14 protein-coding genes and 1 riboswitch are annotated in these 16,723 nt (G+C 70.6%); of the genes, 8 read left to right on the top strand and 6 right to left on the bottom strand.

From position 1 onward, the window contains the following. Positions 1-131 precede the first annotated feature (131 nt). From glyA to gcvT, 3 genes are all read right to left on the bottom strand, one after another. On the bottom strand, positions 132-1,400 hold the full coding sequence (glyA, locus tag ACFVHI_RS31100) for a serine hydroxymethyltransferase (RefSeq protein WP_063347748.1): 1,269 nt from the start codon (positions 1,398-1,400) through the stop codon (positions 132-134). A 92-nt stretch (positions 1,401-1,492) separates the two neighbouring features. Next, on the bottom strand, positions 1,493-1,867 hold the full coding sequence (gene gcvH / locus ACFVHI_RS31095; protein ID WP_063347747.1) for a glycine cleavage system protein GcvH: 375 nt from the start codon (positions 1,865-1,867) through the stop codon (positions 1,493-1,495). 211 nt (positions 1,868-2,078) lie between these two features. Beyond that, the gene (gene gcvT, locus ACFVHI_RS31090; RefSeq protein WP_063347746.1) at positions 2,079-3,200 is read right to left on the bottom strand and encodes a glycine cleavage system aminomethyltransferase GcvT; all 1,122 of its coding nucleotides are present in this window, start codon (positions 3,198-3,200) and stop codon (positions 2,079-2,081) included. A 231-nt stretch (positions 3,201-3,431) separates the two neighbouring features. Continuing rightward, positions 3,432-3,537: riboswitch (glycine riboswitch) on the bottom strand. Positions 3,538-3,723: 186 nt separating this feature from the next. Here gcvT and ACFVHI_RS31085 point away from each other — a divergent pair. The 7 genes from ACFVHI_RS31085 (at position 3,724) to ACFVHI_RS31055 (ending at position 12,125) form a co-directional block, all read left to right on the top strand. Next, positions 3,724-4,566, top strand: a complete 843-nt coding sequence (locus ACFVHI_RS31085; protein ID WP_063347745.1) for an enhanced serine sensitivity protein SseB C-terminal domain-containing protein — start codon at positions 3,724-3,726, stop codon at positions 4,564-4,566. Between the two features lie 117 nt (positions 4,567-4,683). Continuing rightward, entirely contained in the window at positions 4,684-5,607 is a 924-nt protein-coding gene (locus ACFVHI_RS31080) for an enhanced serine sensitivity protein SseB C-terminal domain-containing protein (protein WP_079135614.1), read from the top strand. Positions 5,608-6,049: 442 nt separating this feature from the next. Then, positions 6,050-7,039 (top strand): ABC transporter permease, encoded by a 990-nt coding sequence (locus tag ACFVHI_RS31075; protein WP_063347744.1) that lies wholly within the window; start codon positions 6,050-6,052, stop codon positions 7,037-7,039. Between the two features lie 51 nt (positions 7,040-7,090). Then, positions 7,091-8,866: an ABC transporter substrate-binding protein gene (locus ACFVHI_RS31070; protein ID WP_380344984.1), complete on the top strand. Its 1,776-nt coding sequence runs from the start codon at positions 7,091-7,093 to the stop codon at positions 8,864-8,866. Between the two features lie 100 nt (positions 8,867-8,966). Then, entirely contained in the window at positions 8,967-9,977 is a 1,011-nt protein-coding gene (locus ACFVHI_RS31065; protein WP_363372006.1) for an ABC transporter permease, read from the top strand. Further along, positions 9,974-11,044: an ABC transporter ATP-binding protein gene (locus tag ACFVHI_RS31060; protein ID WP_063347741.1), complete on the top strand. Its 1,071-nt coding sequence runs from the start codon at positions 9,974-9,976 to the stop codon at positions 11,042-11,044. The genes ACFVHI_RS31065 and ACFVHI_RS31060 overlap by 4 nt, the downstream gene beginning before the upstream one ends. Before the next feature lie 34 nt (positions 11,045-11,078). Then, positions 11,079-12,125, top strand: a complete 1,047-nt coding sequence (locus ACFVHI_RS31055; RefSeq protein ID WP_063347740.1) for an ABC transporter ATP-binding protein — start codon at positions 11,079-11,081, stop codon at positions 12,123-12,125. A gap of 145 nt (positions 12,126-12,270) precedes the next feature. Here the strand turns inward: ACFVHI_RS31055 and ACFVHI_RS31050 are convergent, their stop codons facing one another. Beyond that, positions 12,271-13,542, bottom strand: coding sequence for an MFS transporter (locus ACFVHI_RS31050; RefSeq protein WP_380344982.1), 1,272 nt, complete (start codon positions 13,540-13,542; stop codon positions 12,271-12,273). Continuing rightward, positions 13,539-14,744 (bottom strand): cytochrome P450, encoded by a 1,206-nt coding sequence (locus tag ACFVHI_RS31045; protein WP_363372011.1) that lies wholly within the window; start codon positions 14,742-14,744, stop codon positions 13,539-13,541. Before ACFVHI_RS31045 ends, ACFVHI_RS31050 begins: the two co-directional genes overlap by 4 nt. 601 nt (positions 14,745-15,345) lie before the next feature. Here ACFVHI_RS31045 and ACFVHI_RS31040 point away from each other — a divergent pair. After that, complete coding sequence (locus ACFVHI_RS31040) at positions 15,346-16,005, top strand: trimeric intracellular cation channel family protein (protein ID WP_063347738.1); 660 nt, start codon at positions 15,346-15,348, stop codon at positions 16,003-16,005. On the opposite strand, the gene ACFVHI_RS31035 is transcribed toward ACFVHI_RS31040, so the two are convergent. Beyond that, positions 15,911-16,699: an IclR family transcriptional regulator gene (locus tag ACFVHI_RS31035; RefSeq protein ID WP_380344979.1), complete on the bottom strand. Its 789-nt coding sequence runs from the start codon at positions 16,697-16,699 to the stop codon at positions 15,911-15,913. The genes ACFVHI_RS31040 and ACFVHI_RS31035 overlap by 95 nt on opposite strands. Positions 16,700-16,723: the final 24 nt, after the last annotated feature.

Genomic DNA, 16,723 nt, shown 5'->3' with positions numbered 1-16,723 from the left:
ATGGACGGGCGGGCGGGGGACGACCCGGGTCGGGGCCCCGCGCACACTGTCCAGTGTGCGCGGTGCCCCGGGATCCCAGGTGCCGCGGCGGGGTGAGGCCGGTCACCCCGCCCGAACGATCACCGCAGTGATCAGAGGTTCGGGTAGAGCGGGTACTTCTCGGCCAGCGCGGTGACGCGGGCCTTGAGCGCGGTGGCGGCGTCCTCGTCGAAGGCGGGCTTGAGCGCCTCGGCGATGATGTCGGCGACCTCGCGGAAGTCCTCGGCCTGGAAGCCGCGGGTGGCGAGCGCGGGGGTGCCGATGCGCAGGCCGGAGGTGACCATCGGCGGCCGCGGGTCGTTCGGGACGGCGTTGCGGTTGACCGTGATGCCGACCTCGTGCAGGCGGTCCTCGGCCTGCTGGCCGTCGAGCTGGCTGTTGCGCAGGTCGACCAGGACCAGGTGCACGTCGGTGCCGCCGGACAGCACCGAGGCGCCGGCCTCGGCGACGTCGGCCTGGAGCAGGCGCTCGGCGAGGATCTTGGCGCCCTCCAGGGTGCGCTGCTGGCGCTCCTTGAACTCCTCGGACGCGGCGACCTTGAAGGCAACGGCCTTGCCGGCGATCACGTGCTCCAGCGGGCCGCCCTGCTGGCCGGGGAACACCGCGGAGTTGATCTTCTTGGCGTACTCGGCCTTGGACAGGATGACACCGCCGCGCGGGCCGCCCAGGGTCTTGTGGGTGGTGGTGGTGACCACGTCCGCGTACGGCACCGGGTTGGGGTGCAGGCCGGCGGCGACCAGACCGGCGAAGTGCGCCATGTCCACCATCAGCAGCGCGCCGACCTCGTCGGCGACCCGGCGGAACGCGGCGAAGTCCAGCTGGCGCGGGTAGGCGGACCAGCCGGCGATGATCAGCTTCGGCTGGTGCTCCTTGGCCAGGCGCTCGACCTCGGCCATGTCGACCTGGCCGGTCTTCTCGTCCACGTGGTACGCGACCACGTTGTAGAGCTTGCCGGAGAAGTTGATCTTCATGCCGTGGGTCAGGTGACCGCCGTGGGCCAGGTTCAGGCCCAGGATGGTGTCGCCCGGCTTGATCAGCGCGAACATCGCGGCGGCGTTGGCCTGCGCGCCCGAGTGCGGCTGGACGTTGGCGTGCTCGGCGCCGAACAGGGCCTTGATGCGGTCGATCGCGATCTGCTCGACCACGTCGACGTGCTCGCAGCCGCCGTAGTAGCGGCGGCCGGGGTAGCCCTCGGCGTACTTGTTGGTGAGTACCGAGCCCTGGGCCTCCATGACCGCCACCGGGGCGAAGTTCTCGGAGGCGATCATCTCCAGGGTGGTCTGCTGGCGGTGCAGCTCGGCGTCGACCGCGGCGGCGATCTCCGGGTCGAGGGAGTGCAGGGACTGGTTCAGAACCGTCATGGTGTGGTCTTCCCGGGAGGAGAGAGACGGGAGCAGAGGGGGGGAGCCTGGCAGGGCGGCCGCCGCGCTGCGGCCGCCCCGTCACGAGCGGGTCAGCCGCCGATGAAGGCGGTGTACTCGTCCGCGCTGAGCAGCTCGTCGGTGGACTCCACCTGGACCTTGAACAGCCAGCCGCCCTCGAACGGGGCGCTGTTGACCAGGCTGTTGTCGTCCAGGACGTCCTGGTTGATCTCGACGATCTTCCCGGTCACCGGGGAGAACAGGTCGCTGACCGACTTGGTCGACTCCAGCTCGCCACAGGACTCGCCCGCGGTCACGTCGGCGCCGACCTCGGGCAGCTGCACGTAGACGATGTCACCGAGCGCGTCGGCCGCGTGGGCGGTGATGCCGACCGTGGAGACACCGCCCTCGATGGCGGTCAGCCACTCGTGCTCCTTGGTGTACTGCAGGTGCTGGGGGTTGCTCATGGCGTCATTCTCCAGGATGGGAAGCGGGTACGACGAAGCGGGCCGCCGCACGGACGGCTTCGACGCGGATCAGGCGTGGTTCAGGCATGGGATCGGACCTGGGTCGGACCTGGGTCGGACCTGGATCAGGCGTGGCTCAAGCCTGGGTCGGGCGTGGTTCAGGCCCGGGTCTACGGGGAAGGCGGGGCCTCGGCGAGCGAGGCCCCCGGCCTCAGCGAGCGCGCTTGTAGAACGGCAGCGCCACGACCTCGACCGGCTCGTGCTTGCCGCGCACGTCCACCGCGACGGCGGTGCCGGGGGCGGCGTGGGCCGCGTCCACGTAGGCGATCGCGATCGGCCGGCCCAGGGTCGGCGACGGGGCGCCCGAGGTGATCCGGCCGATCGGGGCGCCGTCGGCGGAGACCACGGTGTACTCGGCGCGCGGGACGCGCTTGCCCTCGGAGACCAGGCCGACCAGCACCCGCGGCGGGTTGGCCTCGGCCTCGGCGGCGGCCCTCTCCAGCGCCTTGCGGCCGACGAAGGTGCCCTCGTTGGTGGTCTTGTCGAAGCGCACGACCCGGCCCAGGCCCGCGTCGAACGGGGTCAGGTCGGTGGAGAGCTCGTGCCCGTACAGCGGCATGCCGGCCTCCAGGCGCAGCGTGTCGCGGCAGGACAGGCCGCACGGGACCAGGCCGCGGCCCTCGCCGGCGGCGGTCAGCGCCTGCCAGACCCCCTCGGCGTCGCCCGGGTTGCAGAAGATCTCGAAGCCGTCCTCGCCGGTGTAGCCGGTCCGGGCGAGCAGCACGTCGCGGCCGGCGACCTGGGCCGGGAGGATCGCGTAGTACTTCAGGCCGGGCAGGTCGGCGTCGGTGGTCCCGGCCAGGATCGCGGTGGCCTCCGGGCCCTGGACGGCGATCAGCGCGTAGGTGTCGCGGTCGTCCGTGACGACGGCGTCGAAGCCCTTGGCGCGGGCGATCAGCTCGTCCAGCACCAGCTGGGCGTTGGAGGCGTTGGCGACGACCAGGAAGGCGTCCTCGCGCAGGCGGTAGACGATCAGGTCGTCCAGGATGCCGCCGTCCTCGGCGCAGATCATGGTGTAGCGGGCGCGCAGCACGCCCAGCGCGGAGACGAAGCCGACCAGCGCGTGGTCCAGCATCTCGCCGGCCTGCGGGCCGGTGACGGTGATCTCGCCCATGTGGGAGAGGTCGAACAGCCCGGCCCGGGTGCGGACGGCGAGGTGTTCCTCGCGCTCGCTGCCGTAGCGCAGCGGCATGTCCCAGCCGGCGAAGTCGGTCATGGTCGCGCCGAGGGCGCGGTGCAGCGCGTCGAGCGCGGTGAGGCGGAGGGACGACATGGCCTGGAACTCCTCGGTCTGGGCACTCATGGGTGCACGCGCCGGAACCGGACCCGCTGGGGGGCCGACCCTGCGCGCGGGCATGCGGCGGCGTGGGTCTCCCCATCTGTCGTCGAACCTGAGAGCTTCACCGCCCACCTGCCCGCAGCTGTTTCCAGCATCCAGGACAGCATGGTGGCTTGCACCGTGGGTGGGCGCGCGACAGGGCCGTGCGCCACTTTCCAGATGTGCCTAACCCGTGCGGTAGGGGGGCCTGAGAGATTCCGGGGAGGAGTTGCTCCTTCGGCGCCGGCTGTGCCGCCTGACGGGGCACTCCGGGCTCTCCCGCGCGGGTTCGAGCGGCCGGTATGGAGTTGTCGGTCCGCCGGCGCGCCGCGCCGTCGAACGCGCACATCATGGCACGTCCGCGCCGACGACGGGAGAGGGGACCCGGTCACACCCCGCCACCTCGGGCACAGCCCTAGACTGCTGCGCGTCGGCGCAGCAGAGGGCGGCCGACCGGCAGAGGGCGGATCAGGCGCGCATGGGGTACCCGGTGGAGCAGCAGCAGGGGTGGGGCGGGCCGGAGTCGGCGCCGCCGGGCGGCGGGTGGCCGGCCAACGAGCTGGAGCAGGTGCTGACCGCCGCGCTGGGCGACCCGGGTGCGACGCCGCGGGTGGTCGAGGTGCTGGCCCGCAGCCAGGTGTGGATCCCGCTGCCGGCCGGCGGCGACCCGCAGGGGCCCGCGCTGGACCTGCCGACCATCGAGCTGGCCGGCGAGCCGTACGTGCCGGTGTTCTCCTCGCAGGAGGTGTTCCTGCGGCAGGCGCCGGGGATGGCCTTCGCGGTGGCGCCGGTCTGGGAGTTCGCCCGCGGGCTGCCGCTGGGCGTGGGCATCGCGGTCAACCCGGAGGCGGCGGTGGGCATCCCGGTGCCGCCGCAGGGTGTGGCGGAGCTTCGGCGCGGCCCGCGCGAGGAGCGCCTGGCCGACCAGGAGCAGGGCCGGATCCAGGAGCAGAACCAGAGTCAGGGCCAGGGGCCGGAGGCGCCGACCGGTGGCCGGGTGGCGCTGCGCGAGCCGGTGCCGGGGGAGGACCCGGAGCACTTCCTGGCCGCCTGCCGGGCCGAACTTTCCGCCCTGCCCGGAGTGTTGTCCGCGCGGCGGGCGCTCGCCAGCATCGAGGGCGAGCCGACCGTGATGTTCGTGGGCGTCCAGCTGGACCAGGCGGCCCCGGCCGACCCGGGCGCGGTGAACGAGGCGCTCGGCCGCGCGTTGGGAACCGCGCCGCTGCCGGGGGGCGTCCACCTCGTACTGCTCGATCTCGCCGATGACCCGGTGGTCGAGTGGCTGCTCACCCGGGTGCTCCCTTTCTACGCGCGGGGTTGAGCGGGGTTCGTATCGGAGGCACGTCGCCGTGGCGGTGGCCGGTGCCGCGCCATAGGGTGCGTGCAGACGGCCGACGGGCCGGCAGGCTTGAGGAAAGAGGCGCGGCGAGGTGGGCGCATGAGTGCGGGAGCGGTAGCGGGCGGTGCACCGGGGCCCTGGGGCCAGGCGCCCGCCGGGCGCCCCGGAGCGGATCCGGGCGCGCTGGAGCGCACCCTGCGCGAGGTCGCGCCGGAGCGCTACGAGGCGTACGAGCAACTGCTGCACGCACTGGCCGACGGCCAGGTCTGGATGCTGCTGTGGCACGGCACGCCGGGCAGCGCGGACGCCCAGTACGGGAACATGGAGATCAGCGGCCACGGCTACGCGCCGGCCGTCACCTCGTCCGAGCAGCTGGCGTCGTCCGGCTGGGCGCGGGCCCACGAGGTCATCTCCGGGCGGGAGATCGCCGCTTCGCTGTACCGGACCCGCTGGGGGCTGTGGCTCAACCCGCATGCGCCCGGCGGCGGGGTCGGGGTGCCCTGGGCGGACCTGCGGCGGATCGCCGCGGGCCTGGAGCGGCTGCCGGCCGGGCCGTTGAAGCTGAGTGAGCCGCAGCTGAACGCCCAGCCGTTCTTCGCGCTGCTGGAGCGGCAGGCCGGTGAGGTGCGTGCGGTGCGGGCGCTGCGCCGGGCCTGGGTGCAGCCGGCCGTGGGGGAGCCGTACCTGGCGATCGGACTGGAGCTGTACGAGAGTTCGCCGCCGGCGGTGGAGGCGGTGCGGGCGCTGATGCAGCGGGCGATCGCGGTGGCCCCGGAGGGGCTGGCGGTGTCCACGGTGGCGATGGCGGACGAGTACGACCCGGTGGCGCTGTGGATGCGGGCGCACGCGCGCCCGTTCTTCGACCGGGAGGCGGGACGCCCGCCGACCGGCCCGTACCCGCCGGTGCCGCCTCCGCCGTACCCTGCGCAGCAGGGGCCGGGTTACGGCTACGGCACGCAGCAGCCCGCGCAGGGCTGGACCGGGCAGCCGCAGCAGCCGTGGCCCGGATACCCGGGGCGCTGACAACCAAAACCTGTTTCCAGAAGCCGACTTGATCTTGCATCAGGTCGGCTTCGGTGCTTTCCGGACGAACTTCCGGCCGTTACCGTCGATCACCTTGACATGCCTGATACAGCCGTGTGAAGAGGGATATGCCGAAGGCGTAGGAGGTGCATGCGCACAGATCACAGTTGGGCATCTGTCGGTTGTCAGGGCTGGCGCAAGCGAGTTCGGATGGCAGAGAGTTCTGCGCAACGCACCGCGCGTACTGGGAACCCCACGAAGGTGAACGCGCACGCCGACCGCCAGAACCACGCGAAGCCCATCCCGCGTTGGGGCAGTACCCGTGCACGACGTACTGCCGCGAACACCCGTTCCAAGCACCTCCGCACGTCCGCAGCCGTACCGCCGAACCGGTGACCGGCGCCCGTGGGCCGGCCACCGTCGGCGAGGGGACCAACTGACCATGACCGCACCCATCGCAACCACCGGGAACGAACCGGAGGCACCCGCCCCCGCGAGCCCGGCCAAGAAGATCGAGGGCCGCTCCCTCGGCCAGATCGCCTGGACCCGCTTCAAGCGCGACAAACTCGCCGTCGCCGGCGGCGTCGTGGTGATCCTGCTGATCCTGCTGGCCGTACTGGCCAAGCCCATCGAGGCCCTGTTCGGCCTCGACCCGGACGCCCTGAACCAGGACCTGCTCGACGCCAACCTGGGCGGCATCCCGCTCGGTGACTGGGGCGGGATGAGCTGGGACCACCCGCTCGGCGTCGACCCGCTCCAGGGCCGTGACCTGCTCTCCCGCGTGATCGAGGGCTCCTGGGTCTCCCTGCTGGTCGCCTTCGGCGCGACCCTGCTGTCGAACACGATCGGCACCGTGCTCGGCGTCATGGCCGGCTACTACGGCGGCTGGGTGGACACCGTGATCAGCCGCATCATGGACGTCTTCCTCGCCTTCCCGCTGCTGCTCTTCGCCATCGCGATCTCGACCTCGCTGCAGGGCGGCGCGTTCGGCCTGCACGGCCTCCCGCTGCACATCTTGGTGCTGATCTTCGTGATCGGCTTCTTCAACTGGCCCTACATGGGCCGGATCGTGCGCGGACAGACGCTGTCGCTGCGCGAGCGGGAGTTCGTCCACGCGGCCCGCAGCCTGGGCGCCCGAGGCCCGTTCATCCTGTTCAAGGAACTGCTGCCGAACCTGGTCGGTCCGATCCTGGTCTACTCGACCCTGCTGATCCCGACCAACATCCTCTTCGAGGCCGGCCTCAGCTTCCTCGGTGTCGGCATCCAGCCGCCGCAGGCCTCCTGGGGCGGGATCCTCCAGGACGCGATCAAGTACTACCAGGTGGACCCCCAGTACATGGTGGTCCCCGGTCTGGCGATCTTCCTCACCGTGCTCGCCTTCAACCTGCTCGGCGACGGGCTGCGTGACGCCCTCGATCCCAAGAGCAACTGACGTAACGCCAGGCCCTCCCTCCTTCCCACCCTCAAGGGGTTGATCTCACCCATGCGCAGGTCCCGTACCGTCGCCCTGACCGCGGCGGCAGCCGCCGCGGTCCTGATCGTGACCGGCTGCACCTCCGGCAGCAAGGGCTCCGGCTCGTCCTCCTCCGCCAGCGGCAGCAGCGCCGGTGGCGGCGGTGCCGACGCCGCCACCAAGGGCATCGTCAACGCCTCGGACAAGAAGGGCGGGACGGTCACCTACGAGATGAAGGGCGCCCCGGACTCCTTCGACCCGGGCAACACGTACTACGCCTACATCTACAACTTCTCGCGCCTGTACGGGCGTCCGCTGACCACCTTCGCCCCGGGCGCAGGCTCGAACGGCAACAAGCTGGTCCCGGACCTCGCCGAGAGCCTGGGCAAGGCCAGCGCGGACGGCCTGACCTGGACGTACAAGCTGCGCGCGGGCCTGAAGTTCGACGACGGCACCCCGATCAGCTCCAAGGACGTCAAGTACGCCGTCGAGCGCTCCAACTTCGCGTCGGACGTGAACTCCAACGGCCCCACCTACTTCCACGACCTGCTGGTCGACAACGAGACCCCGTACCAGGGCCCGTACAAGGACAAGACCGGTGGCCTGAACTCGATCGAGACGCCGGACGACCTGACCATCGTCTTCCACCTGAAGCAGCCGTTCGCGGACTTCGACTACCTGGTGGGCTCCCCGCAGACCGTCCCGGTCCCGCAGGCCAAGGACGACGGCGCCGGCTACGTGAAGCACGTGGTCGCCTCGGGTGCCTACAAGTTCGAGTCCTACGAGGACGGCAAGCAGCTCATCCTGGTGCCGAACACCAACTGGGACCCGAGCACCGACCCGATCCGCAAGCAGCTCGCGGACAAGATCGTGGTCCGGATGGGCATGGAGCAGTCCACCATCGACAAGGACCTGATCGCCGGCAACGCCCAGGTGGACCTGGTCGGCAGCGGCGTCGACCCGCAGACCCAGGCGCAGATCCTGCAGAACCAGAAGCTCAAGGCGAACACCGACAACGCCTACGGCGGCCGCCTGGCGTACGTCGCGATCAACAGCAAGGTCGCGCCGTTCGACAACCTGGAGTGCCGCAAGGCCGTCCAGTACGCGATCGACAAGGTCTCCGTGCAGACCACGCTCGGCGGCCCGATCCGCGGCCAGGTCGCCAACACCGTGCTCCCGCCGGACGTCCCGGGCCACCAGGACTTCAACACCTGGGCGACCAACGGCAACAAGGGTGACGAGGCCAAGGCCAAGGACGCCCTCAAGGCCTGCGGCAAGCCGGACGGCTTCAGCACCGTGATCACCGCCCGCACCGAGCGCGACCCGGAGGTCCAGGCGGCGACCGCGATCCAGGCCGCGCTGAAGAAGATCAACATCAATGTCGAGATCCAGAAGTACGCGCAGGGCAAGTACTTCTCGGACGCCGCCGGTGTCCCGCAGTTCACCCAGGACCACAACATCGGTCTGATGATGATGCAGTGGAGCGCCGACTGGCCGACCGGCTACGGCTTCCTGCAGCAGATCTCCGACGGCCGCGCCATCAAGGCCTCCGGCAACAGCAACCTGGCCCAGCTGAACGACCCCGAGGTCAACAAGCTGCTCGACGACGCCATCGCCAACACCGACCAGTCGGCGCGCGAGAAGATCTACGGCCAGATCGACAAGAAGATCATGGACCAGGCGGTCTACGTCCCGCTGACCTACTTCAAGGTCTTCCTGTACCGCCCGGACAACGCCACCAACCTGGTGTCCACCTCGGGCTTCTCGGGTGAGTACGACTACCTGAACATCGGCACCACCAAGTAAAGAGCCTGGCTCCACATCCCTGAAGGCAGGTGAAGGCAGCGGCCGCCCGCCGCCGTCCGGAAGATCCCGGACGGCGGCGGGCCGCCGGAGCCGCCCAACTGTGTTTGCCTACATCATCCGCAGGATCTTCGCGGCCGTCGTGCTGCTGCTGGTGGTCAGTGCGGTCACCTTCGCGATCTTCTTCCTGCTCCCGCGCATCGCCGGCGAGACCACCGACCAACTGGCCACGCAGTACGTCGGGAAGAACCCCTCCCCCGAGGCGATCGCCGCGGTCAAGAAGAACCTCGGGTTCGACCAGCCGCTGTACACCCAGTACTGGAACTTCCTCAAGGGCCTGGTCAGCGGCGCCGAGTACAAGTTCGGCCCGGATCCGGTCACCTGCCACGTACCGTGCTTCGGCTACTCCTTCAAGAACCACCTGGAGGTCTGGCCCGAGCTGATCAAGCGCGTCCCGATCACCCTCTCGCTCGCCGTCGGCGCGGCCGTGCTCTGGCTGGTCTCGGGCGTCGCCACCGGCGTCGTCTCCGCGCTCAAGCCGCGCTCGGTCTTCGACCGGATCGCCATGGGCATCTCCCTCGCCGGCGTCTCGCTGCCGGTCTTCTTCACCGGCGCGCTGCTGCTCACGCTGTTCAGCTACGAGTGGCCGATCCTGGACAACCTCCAGTACGTCGACTTCGCCGACGACCCGCTGATGTGGGCCCGCAACCTGATCCTCCCGTGGATCTCGCTGGCCTTCCTCTACTCCGCGCTCTACGCCCGGCTCACCCGCGCCGGAATGCTGGAGACCATGAGCGAGGACTACATCCGCACCGCCCGGGCCAAGGGCCTGGTCGAGCGCAAGGTCGTCGCCCGGCACGGACTGCGCGCCGCGCTGACACCCGTCATCACCATCTTCGGCATGGACCTCGGCCTGCTCCTCGGCGGCGCCCTCATCACGGAGCAGGTCTTCTCGCTCCAAGGCGTCGGCGCCTTCGCCGTCCAGGCGATCGCCGACAACGACCTGCCCAAGATCCTCGGCGTCACCCTGCTCGCCGCCTTCTTCATCGTCGCCTGCAACCTCGTGGTCGACCTCCTGTACGCACTCGTCGACCCCCGGGTGAGGCTCTCGTGACCGAGCTCCAGAAGACCGAGGCGGTCGCCGCCCAGGCCCCGTCCGGCGACCCCTTCCTCTCCGTCCGCGACCTGCGGATCCACTTCGACACCGACGACGGCCTGGTCCGCTCGGTGGACGGGGTCAGCTTCGACCTGCACAAGGGCCGCACCCTCGGCATCGTCGGCGAGTCCGGCTCCGGCAAGTCCGTCACCTCGCTCGGCATCATGGGCCTGCACCGCACCAAGCGGGCCCGGATCACCGGCGAGATCCGGCTGGACGGCGAGGACCTGATCGCGGCCGGCCCCGAACGGGTGCGCCAACTGCGCGGCCGCGAGATGGCGATGATCTTCCAGGACCCGCTGACCGCGATGCACCCCTACTACACCGTCGGCGCGCAGATCGTCGAGGCGTACCGGGTGCACCACCCCCAGGCGTCCAAGAAGCAGGCCCGGGCCCGCGCGGTCGAGATGCTCGACCGGGTCGGCATCCCGCAGCCCGACCGCCGGGTGGACGACTACCCGCACCAGTTCTCCGGCGGCATGCGCCAGCGCGCCATGATCGCCATGGCGCTGGTCAACGACCCCTCGCTGCTGATCGCCGACGAGCCCACCACCGCCCTGGACGTCACCGTCCAGGCGCAGATCCTGGACCTCATCCGCGACCTCCAGGACGAGTTCGGCTCGGCCGTCATCATCATCACCCACGACCTCGGGGTGGTCGCCGAACTGGCGGACGACATCCTGGTCATGTACGGCGGCAAGTGCATCGAGCGCGGCCCCGCCGAGACCCTCTTCGACGCGCCCGAACACCCCTACACCTGGGGCCTGCTGGGCTCCATGCCGCGCCTGGACCGCGAACTCCAGGACCGCCTCGTCCCGGTCAAGGGCACCCCGCCCAGCCTGATCAACGTGCCGTCCGGCTGCGCCTTCCACCCGCGCTGCCCGTACGCCGACCGGACCGGCGGGCGCTCCACGAGCGAGCTCCCGGTGCTGGCCGAAGCCTCGCCCGGCCACTACGCGGCCTGCCACCTCCCGGCCGCCGAACGGCACCGCATCTTCGCCGAAGAGATCGCGCCCCGGCTGTGAGCCCGGCCTCGTACCACCTTTCTGGAGAGAACCGATGACGGACACTCAGGCGGCAACGGCCCCCGCGCCCGCGCCCGCCCCCGACCGCGAGCCGCTGCTCCGGGTGACCGGCCTGACCCGGCACTTCCCGATCCGCGGCGGACTGCTGCGCCGCCAGACCGGTGCGGTGCGGGCCGTCGACGGCATCGACTTCACCGTCAACGCCGGTGAGACGCTCGGGGTCGTCGGCGAGTCCGGCTGCGGCAAGTCGACGATGGGCCGACTGGTCACCCGGCTCGACGAACCGACCGGCGGGAAGGTCGAGTTCGAGGGCACCGACATCACCCACCTGGGCGTCGGCGCGATGCGGCCGCTGCGCCGCGACATCCAGATGATCTTCCAGGACCCGTACTCCTCGCTCAACCCGCGGCACACCGTCGGCACCATCGTCGGCGCGCCGTTCCGGTTGCAGAAGGTGGAGCCCGAGGGCGGCACCAAGAAGGCCGTCCAGGAACTGCTGGAACTGTGCGGGCTCAGCCCCGAGCACTACAACCGCTACCCGCACGAGTTCTCCGGCGGCCAGCGCCAGCGCATCGGCATCGCCCGGGCGCTCGCCCTCCGGCCGAAGATGATCATCGCGGACGAGCCGGTCTCCGCCCTGGACGTCTCCATCCAGGCCCAGGTGGTCAACCTGCTGGACGACCTCCAGCGCGAACTCGGCCTGACCTACCTGATCATCGCGCACGACCTCTCGGTGGTCCGGCACGTCTCGGACCGGGTCGCGGTGATGTACCTCGGCAAGATCGTCGAGATCGCCGACCGCGACTCCCTCTACGCGAGCCCGCTGCACCCGTACACCAACGCGCTGATGTCCGCGGTGCCGGTGCCCGACCCGCGCCGGCGCCAGCGGGCCGGCCGCGAGCGGATCCTGCTCAAGGGCGACGTCCCCTCGCCGATCAACCCGCCCAGCGGCTGCCGCTTCCGCACCCGCTGCTGGAAGGCCCAGGACGTCTGCGCCAGCCAGGAGCCGCCGCTGGCCGCGCTGAAGACCGGGCACGAGGTGGCGTGCCACTTCCCCGAGCTGGGCGAGGGGAACGGCTAGGGCGTGTTTCAGGACGCGCTGGTACTGGCCGGCGCCGCGTTCCTCACAGCGAAGCGATGCGCCGCACCGAACGGCCTCTCGGTCGTTCGGTGCGGCGCATCGTGGTGTCAGGGCTTACAACCCGGTTGGGGCGGCCCCGTGCTGGTCATGCGTCAGAAACAGGGTCCTTGCCGGCGGGCAGCCGGGTCGCCGCGGGCATCGCGAGCCCGGCCGCGAGGAAGACGGCCGCCAGCGCCACCCACCCGTACTGACCGGCCCCGACGACCGCGACCAGGGCGACGGGCGCGGCCACGTTGGCGGCTCCACGGCCGATGGCCAGGACGCCCTGGTACTGGCCGGTGGCGTGTTCGGGCGCGAGCTGGAAGCTGAGCCCCCATTCGCCGGAGACCTGGTACATCTCGCCCCACGTGTGGGCGATCATCCCCAGGCCGAGGACGGCGGTCGCGACCAGGGTGTTCCCCCAGCCGGCGGCGCCGTACAGCAGGCAGGCGCAGCCGAGGAAGAATCCGCCGAGGCGGGAGATCCGCCCCCACAGGCCCGGGGTGGTGTCGTTGCCCTTGGAGCTCACCTGGACCTGGAAGACCACCACCAGGATCGTGTTCAGGACGATCAGGGCGCTGAACAGCCAGGCGGGCGCCTTGGTGTGGGTGACCAGCCACAGCGGAATGGCGATCTCCATGAGGGCGCCGTTCAGCGACAGCACGGCGTTCAGCCCGGTGAACCGCAGGTACCGGAGGTCCTTGAGCGCGGCCCCCAGCGGCTGCTTCTCGCTGTGCGCGGGAGGCGGATGCCGCACGGGCATCCGGTTCAGCACGAGGGCCGACCCCGCGTAGGCCAGCGCCGCGACGACCACCATCGCCTCGTACGCGGCCCGGGTGTCCAGGTACAGGGCCAGGCCGGCGGCTCCCGCACCGAGTGAGATCCCGATGTTGCTCACGACCTGCTGGTGTGCGCGTGCGGTCACCCGCTCCTCGGCCGAGGCGATCAGGGAGACCAGGGCGGGCAGGACCGTGCGGCAGCCCCGCTGCACGACGCCCACCGCGCATGCCGTGGCGGCGAACGGCCAGAAGGAGCCGACGACCAGGTAGCACAGCACCGCCGGCCCCGCGGCGACGGTGAGGACGAGCAGGACCCGCCGCGGCCCGATGCGGTCGGAGAGGTGTCCGATCGGCAGGGCCGCCAGCAGGCCGGCCAGGCTGGCAACCGTGAGCCCGATGCCCACGTCCACCATCCGCAGACCCACCACGCGGGTAAAGAACAGCACGCTGACGGTGGCGAACAGCCCGTCCCCGAGGGTGGTCAGGAACGTGGACAGCGTCAGTCCGCGCACCGGCCCGGCCGGCGGGACCGCCCTGGCGAGGGCCAGCCGGGCAGCGCTCGTCCGGGTCGGGCGAGCCGTCGTATCCGTTTTCGTCACGTGGCGGCAGCCGCCTGGAAGGTGACCGGCAGCGTCGCCAGGTAGCGCATGGTCGCGGTGCGCTGGCGCAGCGGCTCCCCGGCCATCCGCAGGCGTGTGGGGCGCCGCAGAATGGCCTTGATCAGCGCCTGCAGCGTGACCTGGGTGAACAGGTTCCCGACGCAGGTGTGCGGGCCCCGGCCGAATGCCATGTGCTGATTCGGTGTCCGGTCCAGAATGATTTCGTCGGGGCTGGTGAATTTTTCGGGATCGCGGTTTGCGGCGCCGAAAAGCACCACGACGACGTCTCCGCGCTTGAGCTGGACGGATCCGATGGTGACGGGCTCGGTGACGATGCGGCTGGTCCCCTGAACCGAGGCGTCATAGCGCATGAGTTCGTCGAAACCACTCGACAGCAGTGCCGGGTCGCGCATCGCCTCGAATTTGTCGGGGTTCTCCAGCAGGGCCAGCATGGCATTTCCGGCACCGGCGACGATCGAGCTGTAGCCGGACTGGAAGACGACCCGCACCGTGTTCCGGACAAAGGCGTCGGCGACATCCACCTCGGCGCGGTTGCCGGCGACATGGGCCAGCAGGCCGGGGCGCGGATTGGCCGTGAACCACGACTCGACCATTTCGCTTAGTCGGCCGCGCGCCTCGATGCCGAGTTTCCTGAGTTCCGCACCGGTCTCGATTCCGTCCCCGGCGGTCTCGGGCGCCAATCCGGCGTCCATGCTCCGCACGATGGCATCCGATATCGCGGCGAAGGTCCTGACGTCCGGCTGCTCGATGCCCATGAGCTCCGAGATGGTCGCCAGGGCGAGCGGCTCGACGACCTCCGACATGAGGTCGAACTCCGCCCTGCCCTCCAGTCCGTCGAGCAGCGACCCGACGAGAGCCTCGCCCTGCTCGCCGACGGCCTCCAGGTCCTGGGCACGCAGGGCGTTCATGAAGAGGCTGCGGAGCGGGCCGTGGTCCGGCGGGTCGAGGGTCTGCAGGCTCAGCCACGGTTCGGAGACCGACTCGCCGGCCCGCCGCCAGTCCGTCGCGAACACCGCGGGGTCCTGCAGCACCATCTGGCAGTCGCGGTACCGGGTCAGCACCCAGCTCTGCATCTTCTCGTGCCAGTGCACAGGCTCCGACGCGCGCAGCTCCGCGTAGACCGCATAGGGATCGGCGAGAGTCGAGCTGTCGAGGGGGTCATAGCGGACCGGGAGTTTCATGGACAATTCCTAGGATTCTTGAACGGCCTATGAGGCCCATGTTCTCGCTGGGCCAAGAGCGTGCGCCGGACCCGGACGTATCCGGGTCCGGCGCCAATTCTCGCCGACGATACCGGGCTCTGCCGCGGTTCGGGCAATATAATTAGTCGTTGTAACGCATGGAAATTCACCTACCCGAGCTGAATCGCCCGGCCATTGGCGCGGACTGTCGACGTTCGGACATCGGGGATGCCGGTGCAATCGGCATCAGGGATTTCAGTCGTTGTAGCGCACGGGAGTCTCCTCTCCGGTTGTTCATGTTCGAAGCCCTGGTGCTTCTCTCGATGGAAATGAAACTACCACCGCCATTCGGGTCCGTCCATGAGTTAATTCCGGGATCTATTTCCCAAACCAGCCAACCCGGGCAAAGCGTGCATCGAATTCGGGAGGGAAATGCGAATTGTATTCCCTATACCGTACGACCTGCATTATTTCGCGAATATGTCGAAATTTGGTGTTCACGTCAACTCTGCGCAGAGTGTCCGGACCGGTGGTGGTTGTCGCCCGGGCCCGCGGCCCTACGCGGAGGGGGGGAGGGGTCCGTACGGGTCATAGTTGTTCGGTGACCTCGCAGATCTTCCCCTCCGACGTGCAGCAGTCGCTGGACCTCGTCGGCATCTTCGTCTTCGCCCTCTCCGGAGGGCTGCTCGCCGTCCGCAAGAACATGGACATCTTCGGCATCGCGGTGCTGGCCGAGGTCACCGCGCTCGGCGGCGGTGTGATCCGGGACCTGGTGATCGGGGCGACGCCCGTCGCGGCGTTCAGCAACCTCGGGTACTTCATCACCCCGCTGGTCGCCGCGCTGGTGGTGTTCTTCCTGCACCCCGAGGTCGAGCGGATCAACCGGGCGGTGCAGACCCTGGACGCCCTCGGCCTCGGCCTGTTCTGCGTCACCGGCACCGCCAAGGCGCACGACTACGGGCTCGGCGCGGTGTCGGCCGTCGCACTCGGCATGGTCACCGCGGCCGGCGGCGGGGTGATCCGCGACGTGCTGGCCGGCGAGATCCCCTCGCTGCTGCGCTGGGACCGGGAGATCTACGCCGTCCCGGCCCTGGTCGGCGCCGCCCTGGTGGCGGTGCTGATCGGCGTCGACCGGCTGACCGGCGCCACCGGCACCGCCGCCGCGCTCACCGCCTTCGGGCTGCGGATGCTCGCGCTGAAGTATGGCTGGCGCGCCCCGCGGGCCTGGCGCCGCAACGGTTCTCGCACCAGCGAGGAGTAGGCGAGCCGCCGTACGCGAGCGAGATCGCCTCCGCCGTGCAGAGCAGTTCCGGCACCATCCGGGCGAGTTCGGCCGGCGGCACCTGGCTCGCCGGGGCGCTCAGCGCGCAGGCCGCGACCGTCCGGCCGCCGCTGCCCGCCACCGGCGCGGCCACGCACGTCACCGGCTCCCGGTGCTCGGCCGACTCCACCGCCCAGCCCCGCAGCCGCACCGCCGCCAGTTCGGCCGGCAACTCCTCGTCGGGGGTGCCGTCCTCGGGCAGCCCGGCCAGCAGCACCCGGCCGATCGCCGTCCCGCCGGCCGGCGCCCGCCGACCGATCCGGGACGCCCGGGCGGCGCCCGGCCCGGCCCAGCTGCCGGCCACCTCGTCCAGGTACAGCACCTCGCCGTCCTGGAGCACGGCCAGCTGGACGGTGTAGCCGCAGCGCGCGTTGAGCGCCGCCAGGTACGGCGCGGCGACCTGCCGGACGTCGATCTCCTCCAGCGCCCGGTGGGCCAGGGAGAGCACCCGGCCGCCGAGGCGGTAGCGCAGATCGGGCTGGCGCTGCGCGAAGCCGTGCTCCTCCAGGGTGCGCAGCAGCCGCAGCGCGGTGGACTTGTGCACCCCGATGCTGGTCGCGGCCTGCTCCAGGGTGACCGGCCCGTCGCCGAGCGACCCGAGCAGGGTCAGGGCGCGGTCGACCGACTGCGACATGGCGCACCGCTCCTGTCCACGCCG

The sequence above is a fragment of the Kitasatospora sp. NPDC127121 genome (assembly GCF_042677305.1).
GTDB lineage: Bacteria > Actinomycetota > Actinomycetes > Streptomycetales > Streptomycetaceae > Kitasatospora.
This window is presented reverse-complemented; position numbering and strand designations above follow the sequence as displayed.

Bases quoted from the DNA above. Each gene is read 5' to 3' on its own strand.
- glyA (WP_063347748.1), bottom strand. From the start codon at position 1,400: ATGACGGTTCTGAACCAGTCCCTGCACTCCCTCGACCCGGAGATCGCC.
- gcvH (WP_063347747.1), bottom strand. From the start codon at position 1,867: ATGAGCAACCCCCAGCACCTGCAGTACACCAAGGAGCACGAGTGGCTG.
- gcvT (WP_063347746.1), bottom strand. From the start codon at position 3,200: ATGTCGTCCCTCCGCCTCACCGCGCTCGACGCGCTGCACCGCGCCCTC.
- ACFVHI_RS31085 (WP_063347745.1), top strand. From the start codon at position 3,724: ATGGGGTACCCGGTGGAGCAGCAGCAGGGGTGGGGCGGGCCGGAGTCG.
- ACFVHI_RS31080 (WP_079135614.1), top strand. From the start codon at position 4,684: ATGAGTGCGGGAGCGGTAGCGGGCGGTGCACCGGGGCCCTGGGGCCAG.
- ACFVHI_RS31075 (WP_063347744.1), top strand. From the start codon at position 6,050: ATGACCGCACCCATCGCAACCACCGGGAACGAACCGGAGGCACCCGCC.
- ACFVHI_RS31070 (WP_380344984.1), top strand. From the start codon at position 7,091: ATGCGCAGGTCCCGTACCGTCGCCCTGACCGCGGCGGCAGCCGCCGCG.
- ACFVHI_RS31055 (WP_063347740.1), top strand. From the start codon at position 11,079: ATGACGGACACTCAGGCGGCAACGGCCCCCGCGCCCGCGCCCGCCCCC.
- ACFVHI_RS31045 (WP_363372011.1), bottom strand. From the start codon at position 14,744: ATGAAACTCCCGGTCCGCTATGACCCCCTCGACAGCTCGACTCTCGCC.
- ACFVHI_RS31035 (WP_380344979.1), bottom strand. From the start codon at position 16,699: ATGTCGCAGTCGGTCGACCGCGCCCTGACCCTGCTCGGGTCGCTCGGC.